This window comes from Caballeronia sp. SEWSISQ10-4 2 (assembly GCF_030464885.1).
Classification (GTDB): Bacteria; Pseudomonadota; Gammaproteobacteria; order Burkholderiales; family Burkholderiaceae; genus Caballeronia.
This window is the reverse complement of record NZ_JALPRJ010000001.1, coordinates 31598-50828: the sequence shown is the minus strand read 5'-3', so window position 1 is coordinate 50828 and position 19231 is coordinate 31598. Positions and strand designations below refer to the sequence as shown.

The window sequence follows — 19231 nt, the reverse complement described above, 5'->3', positions numbered from 1 at the left end:
TGGCAACGCCAATGTCCATATGAAATATGCATCAAAAAAAGCACAAAACTCTGTTTCTAGTAAAGCACAGAACTCTATAAATAGTACGACGCAAAACTCTGGATATAATACGACACAAAACTCTATATATGGTCTGACTTCTCGGGGCGAATCTCGTGGCTGCACCCAACGAAAAACTTGCGTCTTCCCTGCAGATTCTCAAGGCGCTGCAGGACCGTGGTATTTCGGTATTCCGGGGCAGTGCGCATCCCGAGCTTACTCGTACACACCGCGCAAGGCTCCTCGCGGCCGGATTCCTCAAGCCAGTCATACAAGGTTGGTACCAGTCCAACAATCCCGGAGAAGACGAGGGCCACTCCACGCACTGGTACGCGAACATGGAGACGTTCGTGGCGGCATACGCCCACGCCAGGTTCGGCGATCAATGGCAGTTGAGCCCTGAGCTCTCGCTTCTCAAGCACAGCGGCTACACGAGCGTCGAGAAACAAATCCTGCTGCATTCGCCCTTGGCGGCCAATCAGCCGCAGGCATTGCCCCACGGCTGCTCGATGTTCCTCTATCAAACCAAGCCTGAGTTGCTAGCTGACGGTCGTGCGCCGAATGCAAGCGGGCTGCTGCTCGTCCCCCTGCCCGAAGCATTGATTCGAGCTAGTCCGAGTTTTTTCCACACGCATGAGCTTGCGGCGCAAATTGTGACGCGTCAGGTTGACATCAGTGCACTCACGGCCCGATTACTCGAGGGCGGTCACAGCGTCGTCGCCGGTCGCATGGCAGGCGCGCTCCGGGCGGTCGGCAGAGCCACCGACGCCGAGCAGCTCGTCCAGACGATGAGGGCGGCAACATACGTAGTGGTCGAAGACAATCCGTTCGAGCGGCCCTTGGCCCATATTGGCGGCCGGATGAATGAGTCCCCGTACGTGCAGCGCATCCAGGCCATGTGGTCGAGCATGCGGGAAATCGTGATCGACCGGTTCAAGGGCATTCCACGTTTGTCGAATCTCGACAGCGAAGCGCTTCTCCACGATATCGAAGCGAGGTACGTGGCGGATGCGTACCACTCGCTGTCTATCGAAGGTTATCGGGTAGGCACGGACCTTATCGAAAAGGTCCGCAGCGGCGATTGGAGTCCGTTGATCAACAAAGAGGACCGCCAGGTGCGCGACGCGATGGCAGCCAAGGGATACGCCGAAGCCCACAAAAGAGTTCGCCTCTTGATTGGCGAGGTGGTGTCGCAAATGACCGAACCCGCTATCACTCTGCGACGGGACTTTTCACAATGGTACGTGACGCTGTTTTCGTCGAGCGTCACCGCCGGTATCCTGAAGGCCAGCGACCTGGCCGGTTATCGCAACAACAATGTGTTTATTCGGAATGCCTTGCATGTGCCCCTCGCGCCGGAAGCCGTCCGCGATTGCATGCCCGCGCTCTTCGATTTGCTGCTGGCTGAAGATCATCCGGGCGTACGCGCCGTACTCGGTCACTTCATCTTTGTGTTCATCCATCCGTACATGGACGGTAACGGCCGTCTTAGCCGTTTTCTGATGAACTACTTGCTGACAACAGGCGGCTATCCCTGGACTATCGTGACCGTGCAATCCCGAACGGCGTATCTCGCGGCGCTGGAGCAAGCGAGCACGTATCGAAACATCAAGCCTTTCGCCGATTTGATTTGCGGACTGATCGAGTCTCAAGCGGCTGAGCCTATCGAGCGCATTACGCAGCGCCCCGAGTCCGGAAGCTGGACAGCTCCACCGCCTGATTCCGATTCTTCGCGTGCGTTTGCGTGAGACAAAAAAGAACCTCCGCGAGGAGGTTCTTTTTCAATCCAGCTCTCGATCCCGGTGTGCCGGCACTAGCCGGCGCCAGTAGCGCATCGGACGGGGTCGCAGATGAGCCAGCGGAGGACAAGCAAGGCCCCCCTGGCCATTCCTGTTACTCCGCGCCGTGCTTGTCGGCGGAATTCGTGATTGCGTTGCCGCCCTTCGAAATGTCCTGGCCGGCGCCGGCCATCGTATTGCAACCCGCAAGTGCGGCGGTTCCAGCGATCAACAGCAAAACGATGAGTCGAGTCATGAGCAATTCCCCTTGAGTTTGATCCGGGTACGCTGGCCGCTGTAGCCATGAAAGCGTGCCCGATGTTCGAATCCCGGCCACCCGGCGTTCAAACGCAGTGCGGCCTTGGCTACGACCGATCCTTGAAACGCCTTCGCGGGGCTTGAACATCCAGCGACAACCCCTGCCGACAACCGCTTCGATCGACCACACCGGTCTGGAGAATCATAAAAAACTGCGCGTTCGCCGGCTGTAGGCGCAGATGTTTTTATCGCGTAGGCGCGGTCTGTATCTTGCGTAGGCGCCGTCCTACATGAGCGACAGAAACCGGAGGCGCGCTTTAGACATCGAAGTTGCGCACACGCGGCATGGTCACGCGGATATCGGTGCCATGCGGTTGGCGCCGTTCGATCTCGATACGCCCGCCGCGTGCGCTGACCCGCTGGCGCATGCCCAGCAGCCCGTGCGTGTGCGTGCGCAGCAGATCCTGCGGGAGGATGCCGACGCCGTCATCGGCTATATGCATCGATACCCGCTCGTCGTCCAGCGCCAGCGCGATCGACACGCACGACGCGCGCGCGTATTTGGCCGCGTTCGTAAGCGACTCCTGCGCGACCCGGAACAACGCGATTTCGACCTCTTCGCCGAGCTTGATGTCCTCCTCCGGGAGCGCGAGTTCGAGCGTCCAGCCGGTGCGTTGCGCGGTTTCATCGGCGAGTGTGCGCAGCGCCGTGACCAGCCCGAAGTTGGCGAGCACGGTCGGCCGCATGTCTTCAATAATTCTCCGCTTCAGCGCGATCCCCTGGTCGAGATTGGCGAGCGCCCGGCCGAGTTTTTCGGCCATCGCGGGTTCCGTGCTTTTAAGCTTGTTGTTGACCCACGCCACATCCATTTTGCTGGCCGTCAGGATCGAACCGAGTTCGTCGTGCAGTTCGCGGGCAAGCTGGGTCTTCTCGTTTTCACTCACCGATTGCAAATGCCACGCGAGCGCTTCAAGTTGCCGCGTGCGCTCGAACACGAGCTGATCGAGCTCTTCCTGCTGCGTAATCAGCTTTTGCTGCACGCGATCCTGCTTGTCCAGTTGAATGCCGAGATTGCGGAACAACAGCAGGAACAACACGATATTCAACGCGCACAACGCCCCCACACAGAACGTGGAAATTCGTTGATCGGCGCGGCTTGCGTCGAGCGCGGCTTGCGCCCGGCGTTCTTCATTGAGACGGAGCAGGGCGAGGGCGCCGTCGAGGGTATCGGGGCTTGCTCCTGCTTGCGACACGGAGCGTGCAGCCAGTCCCGCGCCGATCCGCGCGTCAAGGATCGCGCTGACCTGATTGAAACTGGTGAGCGCGGTGTCGTCGGCTTTGCGGCGATAGTACGCATCAAGCGAGCCCACCGTTTGCCGGATCCGCGTCGCCGTCGCGTCGTAGTGCGCGGTGTAGGTGTTATCGGGTGCGAGGCGGAACGCGCGCTCATCGGCGGTGAGTGACGCGATATCTGCCGCGAGCGAGGTCAACTGCGTGGTCGCGCTTTTCGCCTCGAGCGCGGTCTCGTATTCCGCTGCGATGCGCATGCGGCCGGATTCGAGTATCACGAGGCCGCCGACGGTAATCACAATGGCCACGGTCATTGCGACGGCCCAGCTCCAGCGGCGCATCCAGCCGTTCAAACGCATGCCGAACCGGGTCGCGCGCCGCGTGACGCCCGCTACCGGGTTCGCCGCGCCGCCATCGTGCAAAGAGGAAGTCATAGGGAGTCGCCGGGTTTTCCGTTCGGCCAGTGTAACTTTTCGCGCCGCGCGGGGTGGCTGAATCGCACATGAACCGCACATGAATCGCACACGATTTGCGACGGATTAAAGGTGAATTGAAAGCGTTTGTCGGTGGAGTCCTACACGAAAAACGGCGTGCGTCCAGATGGCAGTCCGCGACCGCCTCGCTAACATCCCGTTACTAGTCCAACCTTATTGGGGAACCGATCATGTTGAAGTGGGCATTGTTTTTTGCCATCGTCGCCATCGTCGCGGGCTTGCTCGGCTTCACCGGCATCGCAGCGGGCGCGGCCAGCATCGCGAAGTTCCTGTTCGTACTGTTCCTGATCTTGTGCGCGGTGTTCCTCGTGCTCGGCTTTGTCGTCACGAAGAAAATAATCGATTAGCGGTTTTAATCCTTGGCTAGTGCTATCACGCCCTCACACGCTTCGACCGGCTTTATTCGATACCCGTTCACCGGGTGGACCGCTTCACGACCCACGTGACAGGTCCGCCCCGGCAAAGCCGGATTCGATGCCTGATCTGAGGCCTGAAAAAACCAACAGGAGGAAGGTCGCCATGCTTCATTACGCCGTTGTTTTCTTCATCATCGCGATCATCGCGGCCGTGTTCGGTTTCACCGGCATTGCCGCGGGCGCCGCCGAGATCGCGAAGATCCTGTTCTACATTTTTCTCGTGGTGTTCGTTGTCACGTTACTGCTGGGCGTGTTTCGAACGTGATGTTCATGGCGCGAGCAGGCACGCCGTATGCGAACGATCTCCGAGTGACTGCGCAAAGTGACTGTGGCCCGCGCGCGAGCCGGTCTCCGGCAAAGCTCCTGTCACGAACCTGTCCTGCCGTAGAACGAAAAACACCCTCTTTCTGGAGCATGTCCATGTCGAAATCGTCTGCTGTAAAAGCTGCACCGGCACCATCGAAGGAATCCGGCCGCAAGTCCGATCCGTTCGTGCTGGACGTGGAAAAAATCCGCGCCGATGCGCGTCAACACATGGACGATGGCCCCGTCACATCGACCTACGGCGCCGACAAGGAAGTCGTACTGAAACTGCTGAACGACTCGCTCGCGACCGAGATTGTCTGCACGCTGCGCTACAAACGCCACTACTTCATGGCCAAGGGCATTCATTCGGAAGCCGTCGCGGCGGAATTCGCGCAGCACGCGACCGAAGAGCAGGAACACGCCGACACCATTGCCGAACGCATCGTGCAATTGGGCGGTGAGCCGAATTTCGCACCCGATAGCCTCGCGTCGCGCTCGCATTCCGAGTACAAGGAAGGCGGCAATCTGATCGACATGATTCGCGAGAACCTGATCGCTGAACGTATTGCGATCGATACGTATCGTGAAATCATTCACTATCTCGGCGAAAAGGATGTCACCACGCGCCGAATCTTCGAAGAGATCCTGGCAGTCGAGGAAGAGCACGCCGACGACATGGCGGACCTGCTCGACGGTCTCGACGGCTGATCGTTGGTTGGTGGTATAGGAATATCGAAGCTCCAGGACGACGCGCGTCGGGATTTTTCCCGCCGCGCGTCGTCAGTACAATGACTCACCATAAAAACGCCCGCGGGCAGCGCAGATGATTCGAGTGTTGATAGCGGACGATCACGCCATTGTGCGAAGCGGGTTCCGGCAATTCGTCGCCGATGAACCCGACATGGAAGTCGCCGCCGAAGCGTCCAGCGGCGACGAAACCATTGCGCTCGTGCGCGAAAGCGCGTTCGATGTCGTGCTGCTGGATATCGCCATGCCGGACAAGAACGGTATCGACACCTTGCGCGTGATCAAGCAGATTCGCCCGGAGCAGGGCGTGCTGATGCTGTCGGGTTATCCGGAAAGCCAGTATGCGATCAACCTGCTGCGCGCGGGCGCCAACGGTTATCTGAACAAGGACGCGGCGCCCAACGAGATCGTGCGGGCCATTCGCACGGTGGCGCGGGGCCACCGGTATCTGTCGGAAGTTATCGCCGATGCGCTTGCCGACAAGCTCGAGAAACCCGCGACCGAGCGCCCGCACGAGACTTTGTCCAAACGGGAGTTCCAGATTTTTTGCAAGCTTGCGGGCGGCCAGATTCCGACGGAAATAGCGGAGGAATTGCATTTATCGGTGAAGACGATCAGCACATATCGCGCGCGCGTTCTCGAAAAAATGCGGCTCGCGAACAATGCCGATCTCACGTATTACGCGATCAAGAACGGCTTGATCGAGTAGGAGGATGCCCGCCGTGGGCCAACAAACGATCGTCGACGGAACCGGATTCGCGCGTGAGCGGCCGCTGAGCGTACTGCTGATCGAAGACTCGCCGTTGATCCGGCGCAGCCTGGTGGAAGCGATCGATGCGTCCGGCGAACTGCGGGTCACCGCATGGGCCGACACGCCTGAGACTGCGATTGCGCTGCTGGCATCGCAGAGATTCGATGCGGTGATCGTCGATCTGCAATTGAAGCGCGGTTCGGGCGTTGAGGTGCTGGCGTATTTGCAGCGCACCGGCATGACCGAGTCGGCCTTCGCCGCCGTGCTCACGAACCATGCGCTGCCGGCGTATCGTGAGCGCTGCCTGCAATACGGCGTGCGCCATTTCTTCGATAAATCCCTGGAATTCGACCGCGTCCTCGACGCGCTGCATCACTACGCGCGCGAGCGGGGTTGATCGCGGGAGCGTGCTTGAGTGTCTCAGTGATTCGCTCAGGCTTTCTTTAACCGGCTTCGCGAATGGCTCAGCCCGGCAAGCCCGGTGGCCGCAAGCCCCGCCATACACACGCCGACCCATCCGAACGCATGCCACGCCAGCGATGCGACCGCCGATCCCGCTGCGCCGCCGATGAAATACACGACCATGTACACGGTATTCACGCGGCTGCGCGCTTCCGGCTTGAGCGCGTAGATCCTCGATTGATTCGATATCTGCGCGGCTTGCACGCCGATATCGAGCACGATCACGCCGATCACCAGCCCCACGAGACTGCGTCCCGACAGCGCGAACACCACGAACGACACGGCCACGAGCACGATGCACAGCGAAACCACTGCGCGCGGTCCGCGCTTGTCCGCCGACTTGCCCGCGAGCGGCGCGGCCAGCGCGCCCGCCGCACCGACAATGCCGAACAGGCCGGCGGCTTGAGGACCGAGATGGAACGGCTCGCCCGCGAGTAACAGCGTGAGCACGGACCAGAAGATGCTGAACGCCGCGAACAAGGCGCCGCCTGTCATCGATGCTTCGCGTAGCGCCGGCGTTTCGACCACGAGATGCCACATCGATGCGAGCAGGCGGCCGTAGGGCAGCGTGGACGTCGGCTTGCTGCGCGGCAGGCGCATCACGACGAGTACGGCGAGCCCGATTGTCGCCGCGACCGAAGCGCCGTAGACGGCGCGCCATCCGAAGTATTCCGCGACGAAACCCGAGACCGTGCGCGCGAGCAGGATGCCGATCAGCAAGCCGCTCATCACTGTGCCGACCGCGTGACCGCGTTGCGCCGGCGGCGCGAGTTCGGCGGCGAACGGCACCGCTTGCTGTGCAATGGTTGCCACAATGCCGAGCGCGAGGCTCGCGGCGATCAGCACGCCGAGCGTGGGCGCGGCCGTTGCACCGACCAGCGCGATGCCGAGCGCGGCCAGTTGCAGAAGAATGATCAGGCGGCGGTCGAAGCGATCGCCGAGCGGCGCCAGCAATAACATGCCGATCGCATAGCCGAGTTGCGTGACAGCCGGCACCGCACCGATCAGCCCCGCGCTTTCCGGAAACGACGCGCGAAATGCCGCGAGCAGCGGCTGATTCGTATAGATATTCGCCACCGATACGCCTGCGATCGTCGCCAGGACGAGCAAGGTGGCGCGCGAGTAGTGCGGATGATGCGGGGCGTGAGAAGTGGAACTGGAATCGGAATCGGTGGCGGCAGCGGACATGGCGGGGCTCGATGATTCAAGGCATGAAGCGAGCCGCTGATGATACTAAAGACGATCGGAGTCTGCTGACCGTGACGCTGGGTGCGTTTTACTTTGGAGAAGCTGCCGGCATGTCCGGCGTCCGCGTTTGCCTGCACGAACCCAGGCTTTCATAGGCGAGCCAATCGGGCCACATTCCTGCGCTGGCTGACGAAGCACTTACTCCGTGTCGTCGGTGCCCGGCTTCAGCGGGTACTTTTCTGCGAGGTCCGCCGGTGTCAGCCACTGGAACGTCTTGAGCGTGCCGCTTGCGAACGTACATTCGACCGCTGCCGGCACCGTCTGCGACGTCGTCTTGATGGGGGTGACGCCCGTCGGCGGGATTTTTTTGGTGTAGCTTCCCTCGACCACGACACGCGTGCCTTCATAAGCGACTCGGGGCGGGTCGTAACTCAGCTTGGGTTTCGAGGCCGGATAGGTCTCGACCATCTTGGCCTTGCATTCCTGGCCGTTGCGATACGCCGTTGTGCAACCTGCAGTGCAGGTAAGAACGGCAGCAGCGGCCACCGCATAAAAGGTTCGATGTTTCATGATGGCTCGCGCTAGGTAGGACGCGCAGTCTACTTCAGTCGGTTAGGCGAAGACAGGTGACTAGCGGTTTCGCATCGATAAAGCGTGTCCACGGCTTCTCGTTTCTTTCAACCGAAGCGTATGAAATCCGGGAAGGCGCGCAATGGCGTCGATACGTTGCTGTATGAATATACAGTGATCATCGCATTGATCTGCGCGCGGCAGCCAAACGCCCTCTTTGATCCGGAAACGTTCGTTGAATCTGACGCATGGTAGCGGGGACCGGACTTGAACCGGCAAGCCGTTAGGCGGCGGATTTTAAGTCCGCTATGTTTACCAATTTCATCACCCCGCCAGGCGGACGCGATTCTACCATCGGACGGCTGAGGGGCCAATCCAGACAGGCGCTAGCGTCGCGCATGCGGTTTCTTTCACGCTAAATCGACAACGCCGGGCCGCTCACGCATAATTTGCTGCGCGCGGCCTGGGTGCGGCCGCAATCGGGGAGTGCCACGTCACGCGGACACGCTTCCCTCAACCTCAAAGGCCAGCACCTGTGCGCCGGACGGTGGACCCCAGCGGCAAAACGACGAAGCACGAGAAAGGACGAAGATGGGCACGAACCGGATCGAGGCATTCAGCGACGGCGTGATCGCCATCATCATCACGATCATGGTGCTCGAACTCAAGGTGCCTCACGGCGCCGATCTCGCGGCGCTCGGCGCGCTCGCTCCCGTGTTCTGCGCCTACGTGCTGAGCTTCGTGTATGTCGGCATCTACTGGAACAACCACCATCACCTGATGCACGTGGCCAAGCGTGTCAACGGCAGCGTGCTGTGGGCGAACCTCCACGTGCTGTTCTGGCTGTCTCTGTTCCCGTTTACTACCAACTGGATGGGCGAGAGCCATCTCGCGTCATGGCCCACCGCGCTTTACGGCTTCGATCTCTTCATGACGGCGGTTGCGTGGTACATCCTCACGCGCGCGTTGATCGGCCTGCACGGGGCCAACTCGATGCTCGAACGCGCGATCGGCTCGGACCGCAAGGGCAAGATTTCAGTGGTGCTGTATCTGGTTGCAATCGCCGCGTCGTTCTGGGAGCCGTGGGTTGCCGCGGCCTTATACGCGATCGTGGCAGTCGTATGGCTCGTGCCCGACCGGCGCGTGGAAAAAGTCTTGCTGACGGAAGAGCAATGACCTTTGCGCGCTGATTTCATCGGCATGAACAGTGCTACGCTCGGGCCATGAAGTTCTGCGAGCGAAGCCCATGTCATCCGTGATCCGCATTGGCATCATCTCCGATACCCACAACCTCGTGCGTCCCGAAGCGCTCGATGCGTTGCGCGGCTGCGAGCACATCATCCACGCCGGCGATATCTGCAATCCCGCCGTCCTCGATACCCTCAACGAACTCGCGCCCGTCACCGCGATCCGCGGCAATAACGACTCGGGCGCGCTGATCGACGACTTGCCGGAAGCGCGGACATTTCGTATCGGCGATACGGCGATTCATGTCGTTCACGATATCGCCGATGTTCCAGAGCAGCTCGACGGTATCGACGTGGTGGTCACCGGCCATTCGCACAAGCCATTAGTCGAGCGCCGCGGCGCGACGCTTTTCGTGAACCCGGGAAGCGCCGGGCCGCGTCGATTCAAGTTGCCGGTGACGTTGGGCATCATGCTGATCGAGAAGGGCGAGGTGCAGGTCGAGATCGTGCGGCTGGTTGAGTGAAAGCAGGGGTGAACGTAGTGTTAGCGGTTGGCTTGACGCGACCGAAAGGCAAAGAGGCCGTTCCACGTGACTTGGAACGGCCTCTTTGCTGTTAGCTGAACAACTCGTTGCCCAGCGTTACGCGTGTGCCGTCACCTCCGGCACTCGGTCATCCATTTCGGCGGCTTGCCGCACACCGCGAATCACGGCATGCGCTTCCGAGCGCGAACCCACACACGGCGGCGATCCCTTCAGCGGCTTCCTGGCGGTCTCATGAAGTGCGAGCACCGAGACAATCCCGATCACCGATGCCCCCATCAGGTAGTACGCCGGCATCATCAGATTACCCGTCGATGAAACCAGCCACGCCGTCACCAGCGGCGTCGTGCCGCCGAACAGCGAAACCGATACGTTGAAGCCGATAGCAAGCGCGCCATAGCGGATCTTGGTGGGGAAGAGCGCCGGCAACGCCGACGGCATCGCACCGGTGAAGCACGACAGCAACATGCCGAGAATCAGCATGCCGCTGAAGACGGGCAACACGGTGCCCATGCGGATCAGCGTCAGCGCGGGTATCGACAACAGCAGCAAACCGACGCATCCAAACAGCATCACCGGCTTGCGCCCGACCTTGTCCGACAGATGGCCGGCACCAAGCGTCATCGGCATCATCAGCACCATCACGACCAGCACGATGAAGAGTCCGTGCGTTTCGTTGAATTTCAGCGTGGCGGAGAGATAACTCGGCAAATAAGACAGCGCCATGTAGTCGGTCACGTTAAAAATCAGCACGAGCCCGACACATTGCAGCATGGGTTTCCACTGCTTGACCAACATATCGCGCAATTGCTCTTTGGGCGTGCTGTGCGCTTCGTTCTCGCGTTTATCGGCTTCACGCTGGAATGCCGGTGTCTCTTCGAGCTTCAGCCGGATATACAAACCGATCAACCCGAGCGGTCCCGCGATCAGGAACGGAATGCGCCATCCCCAGGAGAGCAGCGATTGTTCGGACATCGTCGCGGTCAGAACAGCAACGCATCCCGCGCCCAGCACATACCCCACGAGCGTGCCGAACTCGAGAAAACTGCCCATGAAACCGCGCTTCTTGTCCGTCGCGAATTCCGCGATGAACGTCGCCGCGCCGCCATACTCGCCGCCCGTCGAAAAGCCCTGCACCAAACGCGCGACGAGTAGCAGGATCGGCGCAAAAATGCCGATGCTTCCGTAAGCCGGAATCAAGCCGATACAAAACGTGCCGACGGCCATCATGATCATCGTCATCGCGAGCACTCGCTTGCGGCCGATGCGATCCCCCAGCGGTCCAAACACCATGCCGCCGAGCGGACGCACAAGAAACGCCGCGGCGAAAGTGCCGAACGTGGCGATCAATTGAGCCCCCGGATTGGCCGACGGGAAGAACACTTTGCCGAGCGTCACCGCGATATAGCTGTAGACGCCGAAGTCGAACCATTCCATCGCGTTGCCGATTGCCATCGCGCCGACTGCACGCTTGAGCAGCGATTTATCGACGATGGTGATGTCGTCGAGCGACAGGTCTTTTTCGGGTTGGGTTTGTCGCCAGAGGCCGTCGTTCGGTGTTGCCATGAAGAAAAGCTCCAGGTTTGTTGCCGAGCCGCCCACGGGACGGTTCGGCGTGCGCCAGGCGCACGTTGCCGGGAAAGTGCAGTTTCGCGACGAGGCGAGTTGGCGAATTCCCGTGCGTGAACTGAAAGCCGTTGCCCGCACGCCGCACGCATGAGAGATGTGTCGATGGCGCGTTGGACAATGCCTATGCCTCGCGGCGATGGTCGCGAAAGGGCACTTCGTGGATAACTCGTGGATAACTACACGGGTGCTACGGGGATTGATGGCTGGACGCGGCGAAATTTGACAACGGGGGGCGCCAACGGCGCTGTTGTCCTGTTGCATGCTGCGTCACGATTGAAGAGGCTTGAGTTCAACTTGTCCACGGGAAAATCCAGACCCGGGGAAGCCTCCACAACACTCGCCGATATCTCGAATTAGCGCTTGAAAGCATGCTTCAGGCGCGTCATTGCTAAGAAATTGACTTTGAATTGCAGTTGGAAAGGGGGAGATGTTAGCACGATGCCAGACGATGCGCAAACCGGTGGGCTGCGGGGGACCTTGGACCCCGGTCTCGGAAATGAAAAAGCCGGCCTCGAAAGACCGGCTTTTTGTCGACCGAAACTAGTCCGGAACGGCGTGGTTCGACTAGCTCTGCGTCGGCGGCACGTAGCCTTGGGCGGTGTCGGCGCCTTCGCCGAAGAAGTACTTTTCCGTCTGCTTCAACAGGTACTGACGCGCACGCGGATCAGCCATGTTGAGACGATTTTCGTTGATCAGCATGGTTTGCTGCTTGAGCCAGCCTTGCCACGCTTCCTTCGATATCGTTTCATAGATCCGCTTGCCGAGTTCGCCCGGCAGCGGCGGAAAGTCGAGTCCTTCGGCTTCCTTGCCGAGCTTCGCGCATTGAACCATTCGAGCCATCTGTCATTCTCCTGTAGCGGGGTAGCTGGACGCCTCGTGTCGAGCGGCGCGTTAATTGGCGCCTTCGTCCGACGGACGTCTCCAAATAGAGTGATTAAAGCTGCTTCATCAGCACAAGCGATTTGCGTTGCCAGTTGTACAGCCGGCGGCGGTCTTCCGGCAGATCGTCGACGGTCACCTTCACGAAGCCGCGCTTGAGAAACCAGTGCTCGGTCCGCGTGGTCAGCACGAAGATATGCGTGAGGCCGCGGGCGCGCGCACGCTGCTCGACGCGCTTCAACAAACGTTCGCCGTCGCCGGAACCTTGCGCTTCGGGCGAGACCGTCAGGCAAGCCATTTCGCCGATGCGTTCCTGCGTGTACGGATACAGCGCCACGCAACCGAACAGTACGCCGTCGTGCTCGATGACCGAAAAATGGTCGATATCGCGTTCAATCTGGTGCCGGCCGCGCCGCACGAGCGTGCCGTCCATTTCCAGCGGCTCGATCAGCGTCAAGATCCCGCCGACGTCATCCGGTGTCGCTTCGCGCAGGCTTTCGAGGTTCTCGTACGAGATCATCGTGCCCACGCCATCGTGCAGGAACAATTCCAGCAGGATGCTGCCGTCGAGCGCGTAGGGAATAATGTGCGCCCGCGCCACGCCGCCACGGCAGGCGCGAATGGTGTGCTTCAGGTAAAACGCGGCGTCGCCTTGCAATTCACCGCTTTCGTGCAGCCTGTAGGCATCGTCCAGCGACATTTCGCGCACTAGTTCGCCGTTTTCATCGACGAGACCAGGGGTTTCGGTGAGGAAAATGATCTTGTCGGCGCGCAGTGCAATTGCCGCCGCCGACGCCACATCTTCCATCGACAAATTGAACGCCTCGCCTGTCGGCGAAAAGCCGAGTGGCGAAAGCAGAACGAGTTTGCTGCTGGTAAGCGAATGGCGAATGGAATCGCCGTCGATCTTGCGCACCACGCCGGTGTGCTGGAAATCGACGCCATCCAGGATGCCGACTGGCCGCGCTGTCACAAAATTGCCCGATACGACGCTGATGTGCGCGTGCGCCATCGGCGTGTTCGGCAAGCCCTGGCTGATCGCCGCTTCGATGTCGAGGCGCACTTCGCCGGCGGCTTCCTTCGCGGATTCGAGCGCGCGGGCGTCGGTGATGCGCAAGCCGTGCGAAAACTCCGATTCCACGCCGTGCAGATTCAACTGCTCTTCCACCTGGGGTCGCGAACCGTGCACGAGCACGACGTGGATGCCCATGGCGTGCAGCAGCCCGACGTCCTGGACGAGTGCGTTCAGACGTCCTTCCTGCACCAGCTCGCCGCCGAACGCAACCACGAAGGTCTTGTTGCGGAACGCGTGGATATAGGGGGCGACCGAGCGCATCCAGTCGACGAACTGGGCGTGGTCATCAGGCGCTTCGGGCTCGGTCGTAACCGGCGGAGGCGCGGCGGGGAGGTCGGTTTGAGAATTCATGCCGGGATTATAATGCCGTGCTATGCCGAATGTTTCCAAACGTCCCGCCGATGCGGACAAGCTTGACCCCCAGGAGCAGTTGAAAAAGCTGCGTGAAGCGCTGCTGCGCGATGCAGCGGCGCGCGAAAGCGATGGCGAAGATGACGCGGGAGGCGGTGCTGAAAGCGCCTCGAATCGCAAGAAGGAAGCGGCTGCGCGGCGGTTTGCAGGGGTGTCGGGGGCAGCAGCGGGCGGTGCGGCGTCCGGTTCCGCTGCGGGTTCGGCTGCTGGTCAGCAAGCATCGAAAAAAAGCGTTCAGAAGGGGGCGGTTTCGCCTTCTTCTTCTCCGTCTTTTTCTTCTTCCCGAAGTGAACCGAAAGGTTCGTCCGGTTCTACGTCTGCTTCTGCGTCTTCTGCGTCTTCTGCGTCTTCCGCGTCTTCCGCGTCTTCCGCCTCGCGGCAAGGTTCGGCGCGAAAAGACGAGCGCGGCGGCGCGGTTTCGTTATCGTCGCTGTCAGCGCTGGCGTCATTGTCTTTGTCGTCCGGCAAGATAATCCCCTCCAGTTCTCCGGCTCCTGCTGCGGCCTCCGAGCGGCGTGGTGAAAGCGCGACTGTGCGTGTCGGTACCCAGGAGGGCGCCCCGGCGACAAAACGAACCGATGCAGTGAAGACGCCAACGACGCCAACGACGGCGCGGGACGAACGTGTGTCCACCGGTGGTTCGAGAAGTCCGGGGGCTGCGAACAGTGGCGCCAACGTTGCGTCGGCTGCCAGTTTCAACGTACCGCGCAGTGACCGCGTTTCCCGGGTTGGGTCGGGGCAGCAGGGGAAGCCAGCCATCGAAACGTCGCTGCGGCGCGAACCTGAAACGAAAGCGCAAACCGCGGCGATGGTTGGCGGTTCGGCGAAAAAAACGGACGAACGGTCAGCTTCAGATACCCGGCCGCGAAGCGATCAGCGGAAACCCCGGATTCATAAGCCAGCCGATGCGTCTGTACAACAACGCGTCGGCGGTGAGCGTCCTTTACAGGACGCAAATGTTCAACGTACGCAGGAATCCCGCATTGGTGAACGCACCGATATCGTGCAACCGGTGGTTAGCGCTCATGTGCAACCTGCGAACAATCGAAGCGATCAGAAACCGGGCGCGAGCGACACTCGCGAGCAGGAAGACGGACACTCACCAGAAAATGCGCAACAGCGCCGCCGACCAGAACGCGATCCTAAGCGGCCTGCTGCGCGTCCCCCAGCGGACGCTGCCCGGCTCGCAGCTCGCTCGCAGCCTGACGCCGCCGGGCGAGTCGCTCGCCCGCAACCCGACGCCACACGCCCCGACGCGCGTCCTCAACAACGCGACACCCCACGCCCGCGCCGCGTAGTCGAACCGAACCCCATTCCGCCAATCCGTTTCCCTGAAGCGCTGCCGGTTTCCGCCCGGCGCGACGAAATTGCTGCCGCGATCCAGGCGAACCAAGTGGTGATCGTGAGCGGTGAAACGGGTTCCGGCAAGACGACGCAACTGCCAAAAATCTGTCTCGCGCTCGGGCGCGGGCTCGGGGCGGGCGGCACAGGGCTGATCGGCCATACGCAGCCGCGGCGGATTGCGGCATCGGCGACAGGACGGCGGATCGCGGAAGAACTCGGTACGCCTTTCGGCGAGGTAGTCGGCTACAAGGTCCGTTTCACGGACAACCTCTCGCCCGGCGCGTCGGTGAAACTGATGACCGACGGCATTTTGCTCGCTGAAACGCAAACCGACCCGATGCTCGCCGCGTACGACACGATCATCATCGACGAAGCGCACGAGCGCAGCTTGAACATCGATTTCCTGCTGGGTTATCTGCGCGAAATCCTGCCGCGGCGGCCTGATTTGAAGGTGATCGTGACATCGGCGACGATCGATGCCGACCGTTTCGCGCGCCATTTCGGCAGCGATGAAAAACCCGCGCCGGTCATTGAAGTGAGCGGGCGGTTGTATCCCGTCGAGGTGCGGTATCGGCCGGTCGAGGAAGACAGTCCGGCCATCAAGGCTGCGCAGGGAACGACGTCGGGAACGTCGCAAAAAGACCGTCCGGATCGTCCGGATCGCCCAAAGACCCAGCGCGAAAACGATCGCGACTTGATGGAAGCGATTGTCGACGCCGTCGATGAACTCTGCCGCGAAGGTCCCGGCGACGTCCTCGTGTTCCTCCCCGGCGAGCGCGAAATCCGCGACGCTGCCGAAGCGTTGCGCAAGCACCATCCGCCGCACACGGAAATCCTGCCGCTGTTCGCGCGCCTTTCCGCCGCCGAGCAGGAGCGGGTGTTCCGCACATCGAACACGCGCCGGATCGTGCTGGCGACGAACGTCGCGGAAACGTCGCTGACGGTGCCGGGGATTCGTTATGTCGTCGATACCGGGCTTGCCCGCGTCAAACGCTATTCGTATCGAAACAAGGTCGAGCAGTTGCAGATCGAGCCGATTTCGCAAAGTTCGGCGAATCAGCGCGCAGGCCGTTGCGGGCGGGTGGCGGACGGCGTGTGTATTCGTCTCTACGAAGAAGACGATTACAACCTTCGAATACGTTTCACCGATCCGGAAATCCTGCGGTCCTCGCTTGCTTCGGTGATCTTGCGGATGAAGTCGCTGCACCTGACGGCCATAGAGACGTTTCCGTTCCTCGAACCGCCGCCGGGCCGCGCGATCGCCGACGGTTATCAGCTTTTGAACGAGCTCGGCGCTGTCGATGACGACAACGCCCTCACGCCGCTCGGCCGCGAGCTGGCGCGTTTGCCGCTCGATCCACGCGTTGGCCGGATGATTCTTGCCGCGCGCGACCATCAGTCGTTGCGCGAAGTGTTGATCATCGCGAGCGCGTTGTCGGTTCAGGACCCGCGCGACCGGCCGATCGAGGCGCAGGAGCAGGCCGACCAGGCGCACAAGAAATTCGCCGACGAGCGCTCCGAATTCCTTCAATGGACACGGATGTGGACATGGTTCGATGACGCCATCGCGCACAAGAAATCGAACAAGCAGCTCACTGACGCCTGCCGCGCGAACTTCCTGAATCACGTGCGTCTGCGTGAATGGCGCGATGTGCATTCGCAATTACTGACTGTCGTGCGCGAACACGGCTGGCGCCTGAACGAATCCGAAGCCACGTTCGAGCAGATTCATCTCGCTTTGCTGACGGGTTTGCTCGGCAACGTGGGCCTGAAAGCCGACGACGAGCCGTATTACCTCGGCGCACGCGGCATCAAGTTTTATCTGTGGCCGGGTTCGGCGCTGTTGAAGAAAGCCGGGCGCTGGGTGATGGCAGGGGAGCTTGTCGAAACGAGCCGGTTGTATGCGCGATGCATCGCGAAAATCGAACCGGAATGGCTTGAGCAAGTCGGCGCGCATTTGCTGCGCAAATCGATCTCGGAACCCCATTGGGAAAAGAAGGCGGCGCAGGTCGCAGCTTTCGAGCGCGCGACGTTGCATGGCCTGACGGTCTATGCAAGACGTCGTGTGAGTTTTGGCAAGCAGGATCCGGTGCGCGCACGCGAGTTGTTTATTCGCGGTGCGCTAGTTGACGGTGAGTTCGAGACGAAGCTGCCGTTTTTTGCGCACAACCGCAAGCTGCTGGCGGATATCGAACAGTTGGAACACAAGTCGCGTCGCCAGGACGTGCTCGTCGACGATGAACTGATTTTCGCTTTCTACGATTCACTTGTGCCAAAGGGCATCTATTCCGGCGCGGCGTTCGAACGCTGGTATCGGGATGAGGAGAAGAAGGACGGCGCGGCGCGTCTCTTGTTCCTGTCGCGCGACGACTTGATGCGTCACGAAGCGGCCGGCGTCACGACCGACCTGTTTCCGAAACGGATGACGATGGCCGGCATCGAAATGACGCTGACCTATCACTTCGAGCCGGGCTCTCCACGCGACGGGGTGACCCTGACCGTGCCGCTATTTGGTCTGAATCAAGTCGATGCACGCCGCTCCGAGTGGCTGGTTCGCGGCATGTTGAAAGAGAAAATACAGTTGCTGCTGAAGTCGTTGCCTCAGAAGTTGCGGCGGCATCTCGTGCCCTTGCCCGAGTTCTCGGCCGGCGTGGTCGAGCGGCATAGCGGCAAGACGTTCGGCGCGGGCGGTTTGCTCGAAGCGTTGATCGCGGACATTCGCGAGCAAACGCAGATCGCGATGAAACCGTCGGACTTCAAGCTCGAAACTTTGCCGGCGCATTTGTTCATGAACTTCAAGGTCATCGACGAACACGGCCGGCAGCTCGCGATGGGCCGCAATCTGGCGCAATTGCGAACTGAACTTGGCGGACAGGCGCAGCAGCATTTTCAGAAGCTGGCTGCGGGCGCGACGTTGGATGGCGGCAATGATGTAGCGACACCGGTCACGCGAGCCGCCTCAACATCCGATTCGTCCGGTTCCAGTTCCAGCACCGCGCTGTACGAAAACCTGACCACGTGGGACTTCGGCAAGCTGCCCGAACTGTTGGAGATTCGGCGGCGCGGCCAGACGCTTTTTGGCTATCCGGCGCTCGTCGATCGGGTCACACATTGCGACGTCGAAGTGTTCGATTCGCCGGAGGAAGCGGCGCGGATTCATCGGGCGGGTTTGCGTCGATTGTTCGCGCTGCAGTTGCGTGAACCGATTCGCTATCTCGAGCGTAATCTCGGCGGTTTGCGCGAGATGTCGTTGCAATACATGGCGCTGGGCACACAAGAGGAGTTGGGGAGTCAGATTATCGAAACGGCATTGGATCGCGCGTGCCTGCAAGATCCGCTGCCTGATAACGATGGTGATTTCTACACGCGACGTGATCAGGGGAAGAGCCGGCTGACCTTGCTCGCGCAGGAGATCGCACGCCTGGCGGGGCAGATCCTGTCCGAGTACGCGTCGGTATCGAAGAAGTTGACACAGGCCAAGTCGTTCGGCACGCCATACACGGACATGATCGCGCAGTTGAATGCGTTGATCGGCAAGCGTTTTGTTATCGATACGCCGTACACGCAGCTATCGCACTTTCCGCGGTACCTGAACGCGATGGCCTTACGTATCGAAAAGCTCAAAGCCGATGCGGTGAGAGACGCGCGGTTGTCGGCGGAGATAGCGCCGCTGCTGCAAAACTATCAGCGGGCGATTGCACAACGCGGTGGTGTGGCGGATGCGCGATTGAGTGAGTACAGGTGGCTGCTGGAAGAACTGCGCGTGTCGCTGTTTGCGCAGGAACTTCGTACGCCCATGCCGATATCGGTCAAGCGCTTGTACAAGGTGTGGGAATCGATGCAGCGGTAAACTGAGAAAAGCGCG

18 protein-coding genes and 1 tRNA gene are annotated in these 19231 nt (G+C 60.7%); 10 read left to right on the top strand and 9 right to left on the bottom strand.

Annotated features, from left to right (window positions below; genetic code table 11):
* The first annotated feature begins 155 nt into the window (after window positions 1-155).
* The gene (locus M0D69_RS00245; protein WP_301780106.1) at window positions 156-1787 is read left to right on the top strand and encodes a Fic family protein; all 1632 of its coding nucleotides are present in this window, start codon (window positions 156-158) and stop codon (window positions 1785-1787) included.
* A gap of 145 nt (window positions 1788-1932) precedes the next feature.
* Here the strand turns inward: M0D69_RS00245 and M0D69_RS00240 are convergent, their stop codons facing one another.
* Complete coding sequence (locus tag M0D69_RS00240) at window positions 1933-2073, bottom strand: entericidin A/B family lipoprotein (RefSeq protein ID WP_277047233.1); 141 nt, start codon at window positions 2071-2073, stop codon at window positions 1933-1935.
* Between the two features lie 319 nt (window positions 2074-2392).
* Window positions 2393-3799, bottom strand: a complete 1407-nt coding sequence (locus tag M0D69_RS00235; RefSeq protein WP_301780105.1) for a sensor histidine kinase — start codon at window positions 3797-3799, stop codon at window positions 2393-2395.
* Window positions 3800-4029: 230 nt separating this feature from the next.
* On the opposite strand from M0D69_RS00235, the gene M0D69_RS00230 reads away from it, so the two are divergent.
* From M0D69_RS00230 to M0D69_RS00210, 5 genes are all read left to right on the top strand, one after another.
* Window positions 4030-4206 (top strand): DUF1328 domain-containing protein, encoded by a 177-nt coding sequence (locus M0D69_RS00230; RefSeq protein WP_301780104.1) that lies wholly within the window; start codon window positions 4030-4032, stop codon window positions 4204-4206.
* Between the two features lie 172 nt (window positions 4207-4378).
* Window positions 4379-4540, top strand: coding sequence for a DUF1328 domain-containing protein (locus M0D69_RS00225; RefSeq protein ID WP_074264073.1), 162 nt, complete (start codon window positions 4379-4381; stop codon window positions 4538-4540).
* A gap of 155 nt (window positions 4541-4695) precedes the next feature.
* Window positions 4696-5289, top strand: a complete 594-nt coding sequence (locus tag M0D69_RS00220) for a bacterioferritin (RefSeq protein WP_301780103.1) — start codon at window positions 4696-4698, stop codon at window positions 5287-5289.
* A gap of 115 nt (window positions 5290-5404) precedes the next feature.
* Window positions 5405-6037, top strand: a complete 633-nt coding sequence (locus M0D69_RS00215; RefSeq protein WP_301780102.1) for a response regulator transcription factor — start codon at window positions 5405-5407, stop codon at window positions 6035-6037.
* A gap of 13 nt (window positions 6038-6050) precedes the next feature.
* Window positions 6051-6476 (top strand): response regulator, encoded by a 426-nt coding sequence (locus tag M0D69_RS00210; protein WP_301780101.1) that lies wholly within the window; start codon window positions 6051-6053, stop codon window positions 6474-6476.
* A gap of 35 nt (window positions 6477-6511) precedes the next feature.
* Here the strand turns inward: M0D69_RS00210 and M0D69_RS00205 are convergent, their stop codons facing one another.
* The 3 genes from M0D69_RS00205 to M0D69_RS00195 form a co-directional block, all read right to left on the bottom strand.
* Window positions 6512-7729 (bottom strand): MFS transporter, encoded by a 1218-nt coding sequence (locus M0D69_RS00205; protein ID WP_301780100.1) that lies wholly within the window; start codon window positions 7727-7729, stop codon window positions 6512-6514.
* Between the two features lie 198 nt (window positions 7730-7927).
* Window positions 7928-8299, bottom strand: coding sequence for a nuclear transport factor 2 family protein (locus M0D69_RS00200; RefSeq protein ID WP_277047247.1), 372 nt, complete (start codon window positions 8297-8299; stop codon window positions 7928-7930).
* A 249-nt stretch (window positions 8300-8548) separates the two neighbouring features.
* Window positions 8549-8633 (bottom strand) — tRNA-Leu (locus M0D69_RS00195).
* A gap of 257 nt (window positions 8634-8890) precedes the next feature.
* Here M0D69_RS00195 and M0D69_RS00190 point away from each other — a divergent pair.
* Both M0D69_RS00190 and M0D69_RS00185 read left to right on the top strand, forming a co-directional pair.
* Window positions 8891-9475, top strand: a complete 585-nt coding sequence (locus tag M0D69_RS00190; RefSeq protein WP_301780099.1) for a TMEM175 family protein — start codon at window positions 8891-8893, stop codon at window positions 9473-9475.
* A 70-nt stretch (window positions 9476-9545) separates the two neighbouring features.
* Window positions 9546-10010 carry a metallophosphoesterase family protein gene (locus M0D69_RS00185; protein WP_301780098.1) on the top strand — a complete coding sequence of 155 codons (465 nt, stop codon included), beginning with the start codon at window positions 9546-9548 and terminating at the stop codon, window positions 10008-10010.
* Between the two features lie 117 nt (window positions 10011-10127).
* On the opposite strand, the gene proP is transcribed toward M0D69_RS00185, so the two are convergent.
* The gene (gene proP / locus M0D69_RS00180; protein ID WP_301780097.1) at window positions 10128-11594 is read right to left on the bottom strand and encodes a glycine betaine/L-proline transporter ProP; all 1467 of its coding nucleotides are present in this window, start codon (window positions 11592-11594) and stop codon (window positions 10128-10130) included.
* Between proP and M0D69_RS00175 the strand changes: the two genes are divergently transcribed.
* Window positions 11593-11748 (top strand): hypothetical protein, encoded by a 156-nt coding sequence (locus M0D69_RS00175; RefSeq protein WP_301780096.1) that lies wholly within the window; start codon window positions 11593-11595, stop codon window positions 11746-11748. The two genes, proP and M0D69_RS00175, sit on opposite strands and share 2 nt — an antisense overlap.
* Window positions 11749-12221: 473 nt before the next feature.
* Here the strand turns inward: M0D69_RS00175 and M0D69_RS00170 are convergent, their stop codons facing one another.
* The 3 genes from M0D69_RS00170 to M0D69_RS00160 form a co-directional block, all read right to left on the bottom strand.
* A complete protein-coding gene (locus M0D69_RS00170) occupies window positions 12222-12497 on the bottom strand; it encodes an oxidative damage protection protein (protein WP_047896384.1) in 276 nt (91 codons plus the stop codon).
* Window positions 12498-12591: 94 nt separating this feature from the next.
* Window positions 12592-13962 (bottom strand): amino-acid N-acetyltransferase, encoded by a 1371-nt coding sequence (gene argA / locus M0D69_RS00165; protein WP_047896385.1) that lies wholly within the window; start codon window positions 13960-13962, stop codon window positions 12592-12594.
* Between the two features lie 294 nt (window positions 13963-14256).
* Window positions 14257-14490 (bottom strand): hypothetical protein, encoded by a 234-nt coding sequence (locus M0D69_RS00160; RefSeq protein WP_301780095.1) that lies wholly within the window; start codon window positions 14488-14490, stop codon window positions 14257-14259.
* A 559-nt stretch (window positions 14491-15049) separates the two neighbouring features.
* Here M0D69_RS00160 and hrpA point away from each other — a divergent pair.
* A complete protein-coding gene (gene hrpA / locus M0D69_RS00155; protein WP_301780094.1) occupies window positions 15050-19216 on the top strand; it encodes an ATP-dependent RNA helicase HrpA in 4167 nt (1388 codons plus the stop codon).
* Window positions 19217-19231 lie beyond the last annotated feature (15 nt).

Coding starts and splice junctions, on each gene's coding strand:
- M0D69_RS00175 (WP_301780096.1), top strand. CDS start 11,593: ATGAAGAAAAGCTCCAGGTTTGTTGCCGAGCCGCCCACGGGACGGTTC.
- M0D69_RS00215 (WP_301780102.1), top strand. CDS start 5,405: ATGATTCGAGTGTTGATAGCGGACGATCACGCCATTGTGCGAAGCGGG.
- M0D69_RS00235 (WP_301780105.1), bottom strand. CDS start 3,799: ATGACTTCCTCTTTGCACGATGGCGGCGCGGCGAACCCGGTAGCGGGC.
- proP (WP_301780097.1), bottom strand. CDS start 11,594: ATGGCAACACCGAACGACGGCCTCTGGCGACAAACCCAACCCGAAAAA.
- M0D69_RS00200 (WP_277047247.1), bottom strand. CDS start 8,299: ATGAAACATCGAACCTTTTATGCGGTGGCCGCTGCTGCCGTTCTTACC.
- M0D69_RS00205 (WP_301780100.1), bottom strand. CDS start 7,729: ATGTCCGCTGCCGCCACCGATTCCGATTCCAGTTCCACTTCTCACGCC.
- M0D69_RS00185 (WP_301780098.1), top strand. CDS start 9,546: ATGTCATCCGTGATCCGCATTGGCATCATCTCCGATACCCACAACCTC.
- M0D69_RS00190 (WP_301780099.1), top strand. CDS start 8,891: ATGGGCACGAACCGGATCGAGGCATTCAGCGACGGCGTGATCGCCATC.
- M0D69_RS00225 (WP_074264073.1), top strand. CDS start 4,379: ATGCTTCATTACGCCGTTGTTTTCTTCATCATCGCGATCATCGCGGCC.
- M0D69_RS00170 (WP_047896384.1), bottom strand. CDS start 12,497: ATGGCTCGAATGGTTCAATGCGCGAAGCTCGGCAAGGAAGCCGAAGGA.
- argA (WP_047896385.1), bottom strand. CDS start 13,962: ATGAATTCTCAAACCGACCTCCCCGCCGCGCCTCCGCCGGTTACGACC.
- M0D69_RS00220 (WP_301780103.1), top strand. CDS start 4,696: ATGTCGAAATCGTCTGCTGTAAAAGCTGCACCGGCACCATCGAAGGAA.
- M0D69_RS00240 (WP_277047233.1), bottom strand. CDS start 2,073: ATGACTCGACTCATCGTTTTGCTGTTGATCGCTGGAACCGCCGCACTT.
- M0D69_RS00230 (WP_301780104.1), top strand. CDS start 4,030: ATGTTGAAGTGGGCATTGTTTTTTGCCATCGTCGCCATCGTCGCGGGC.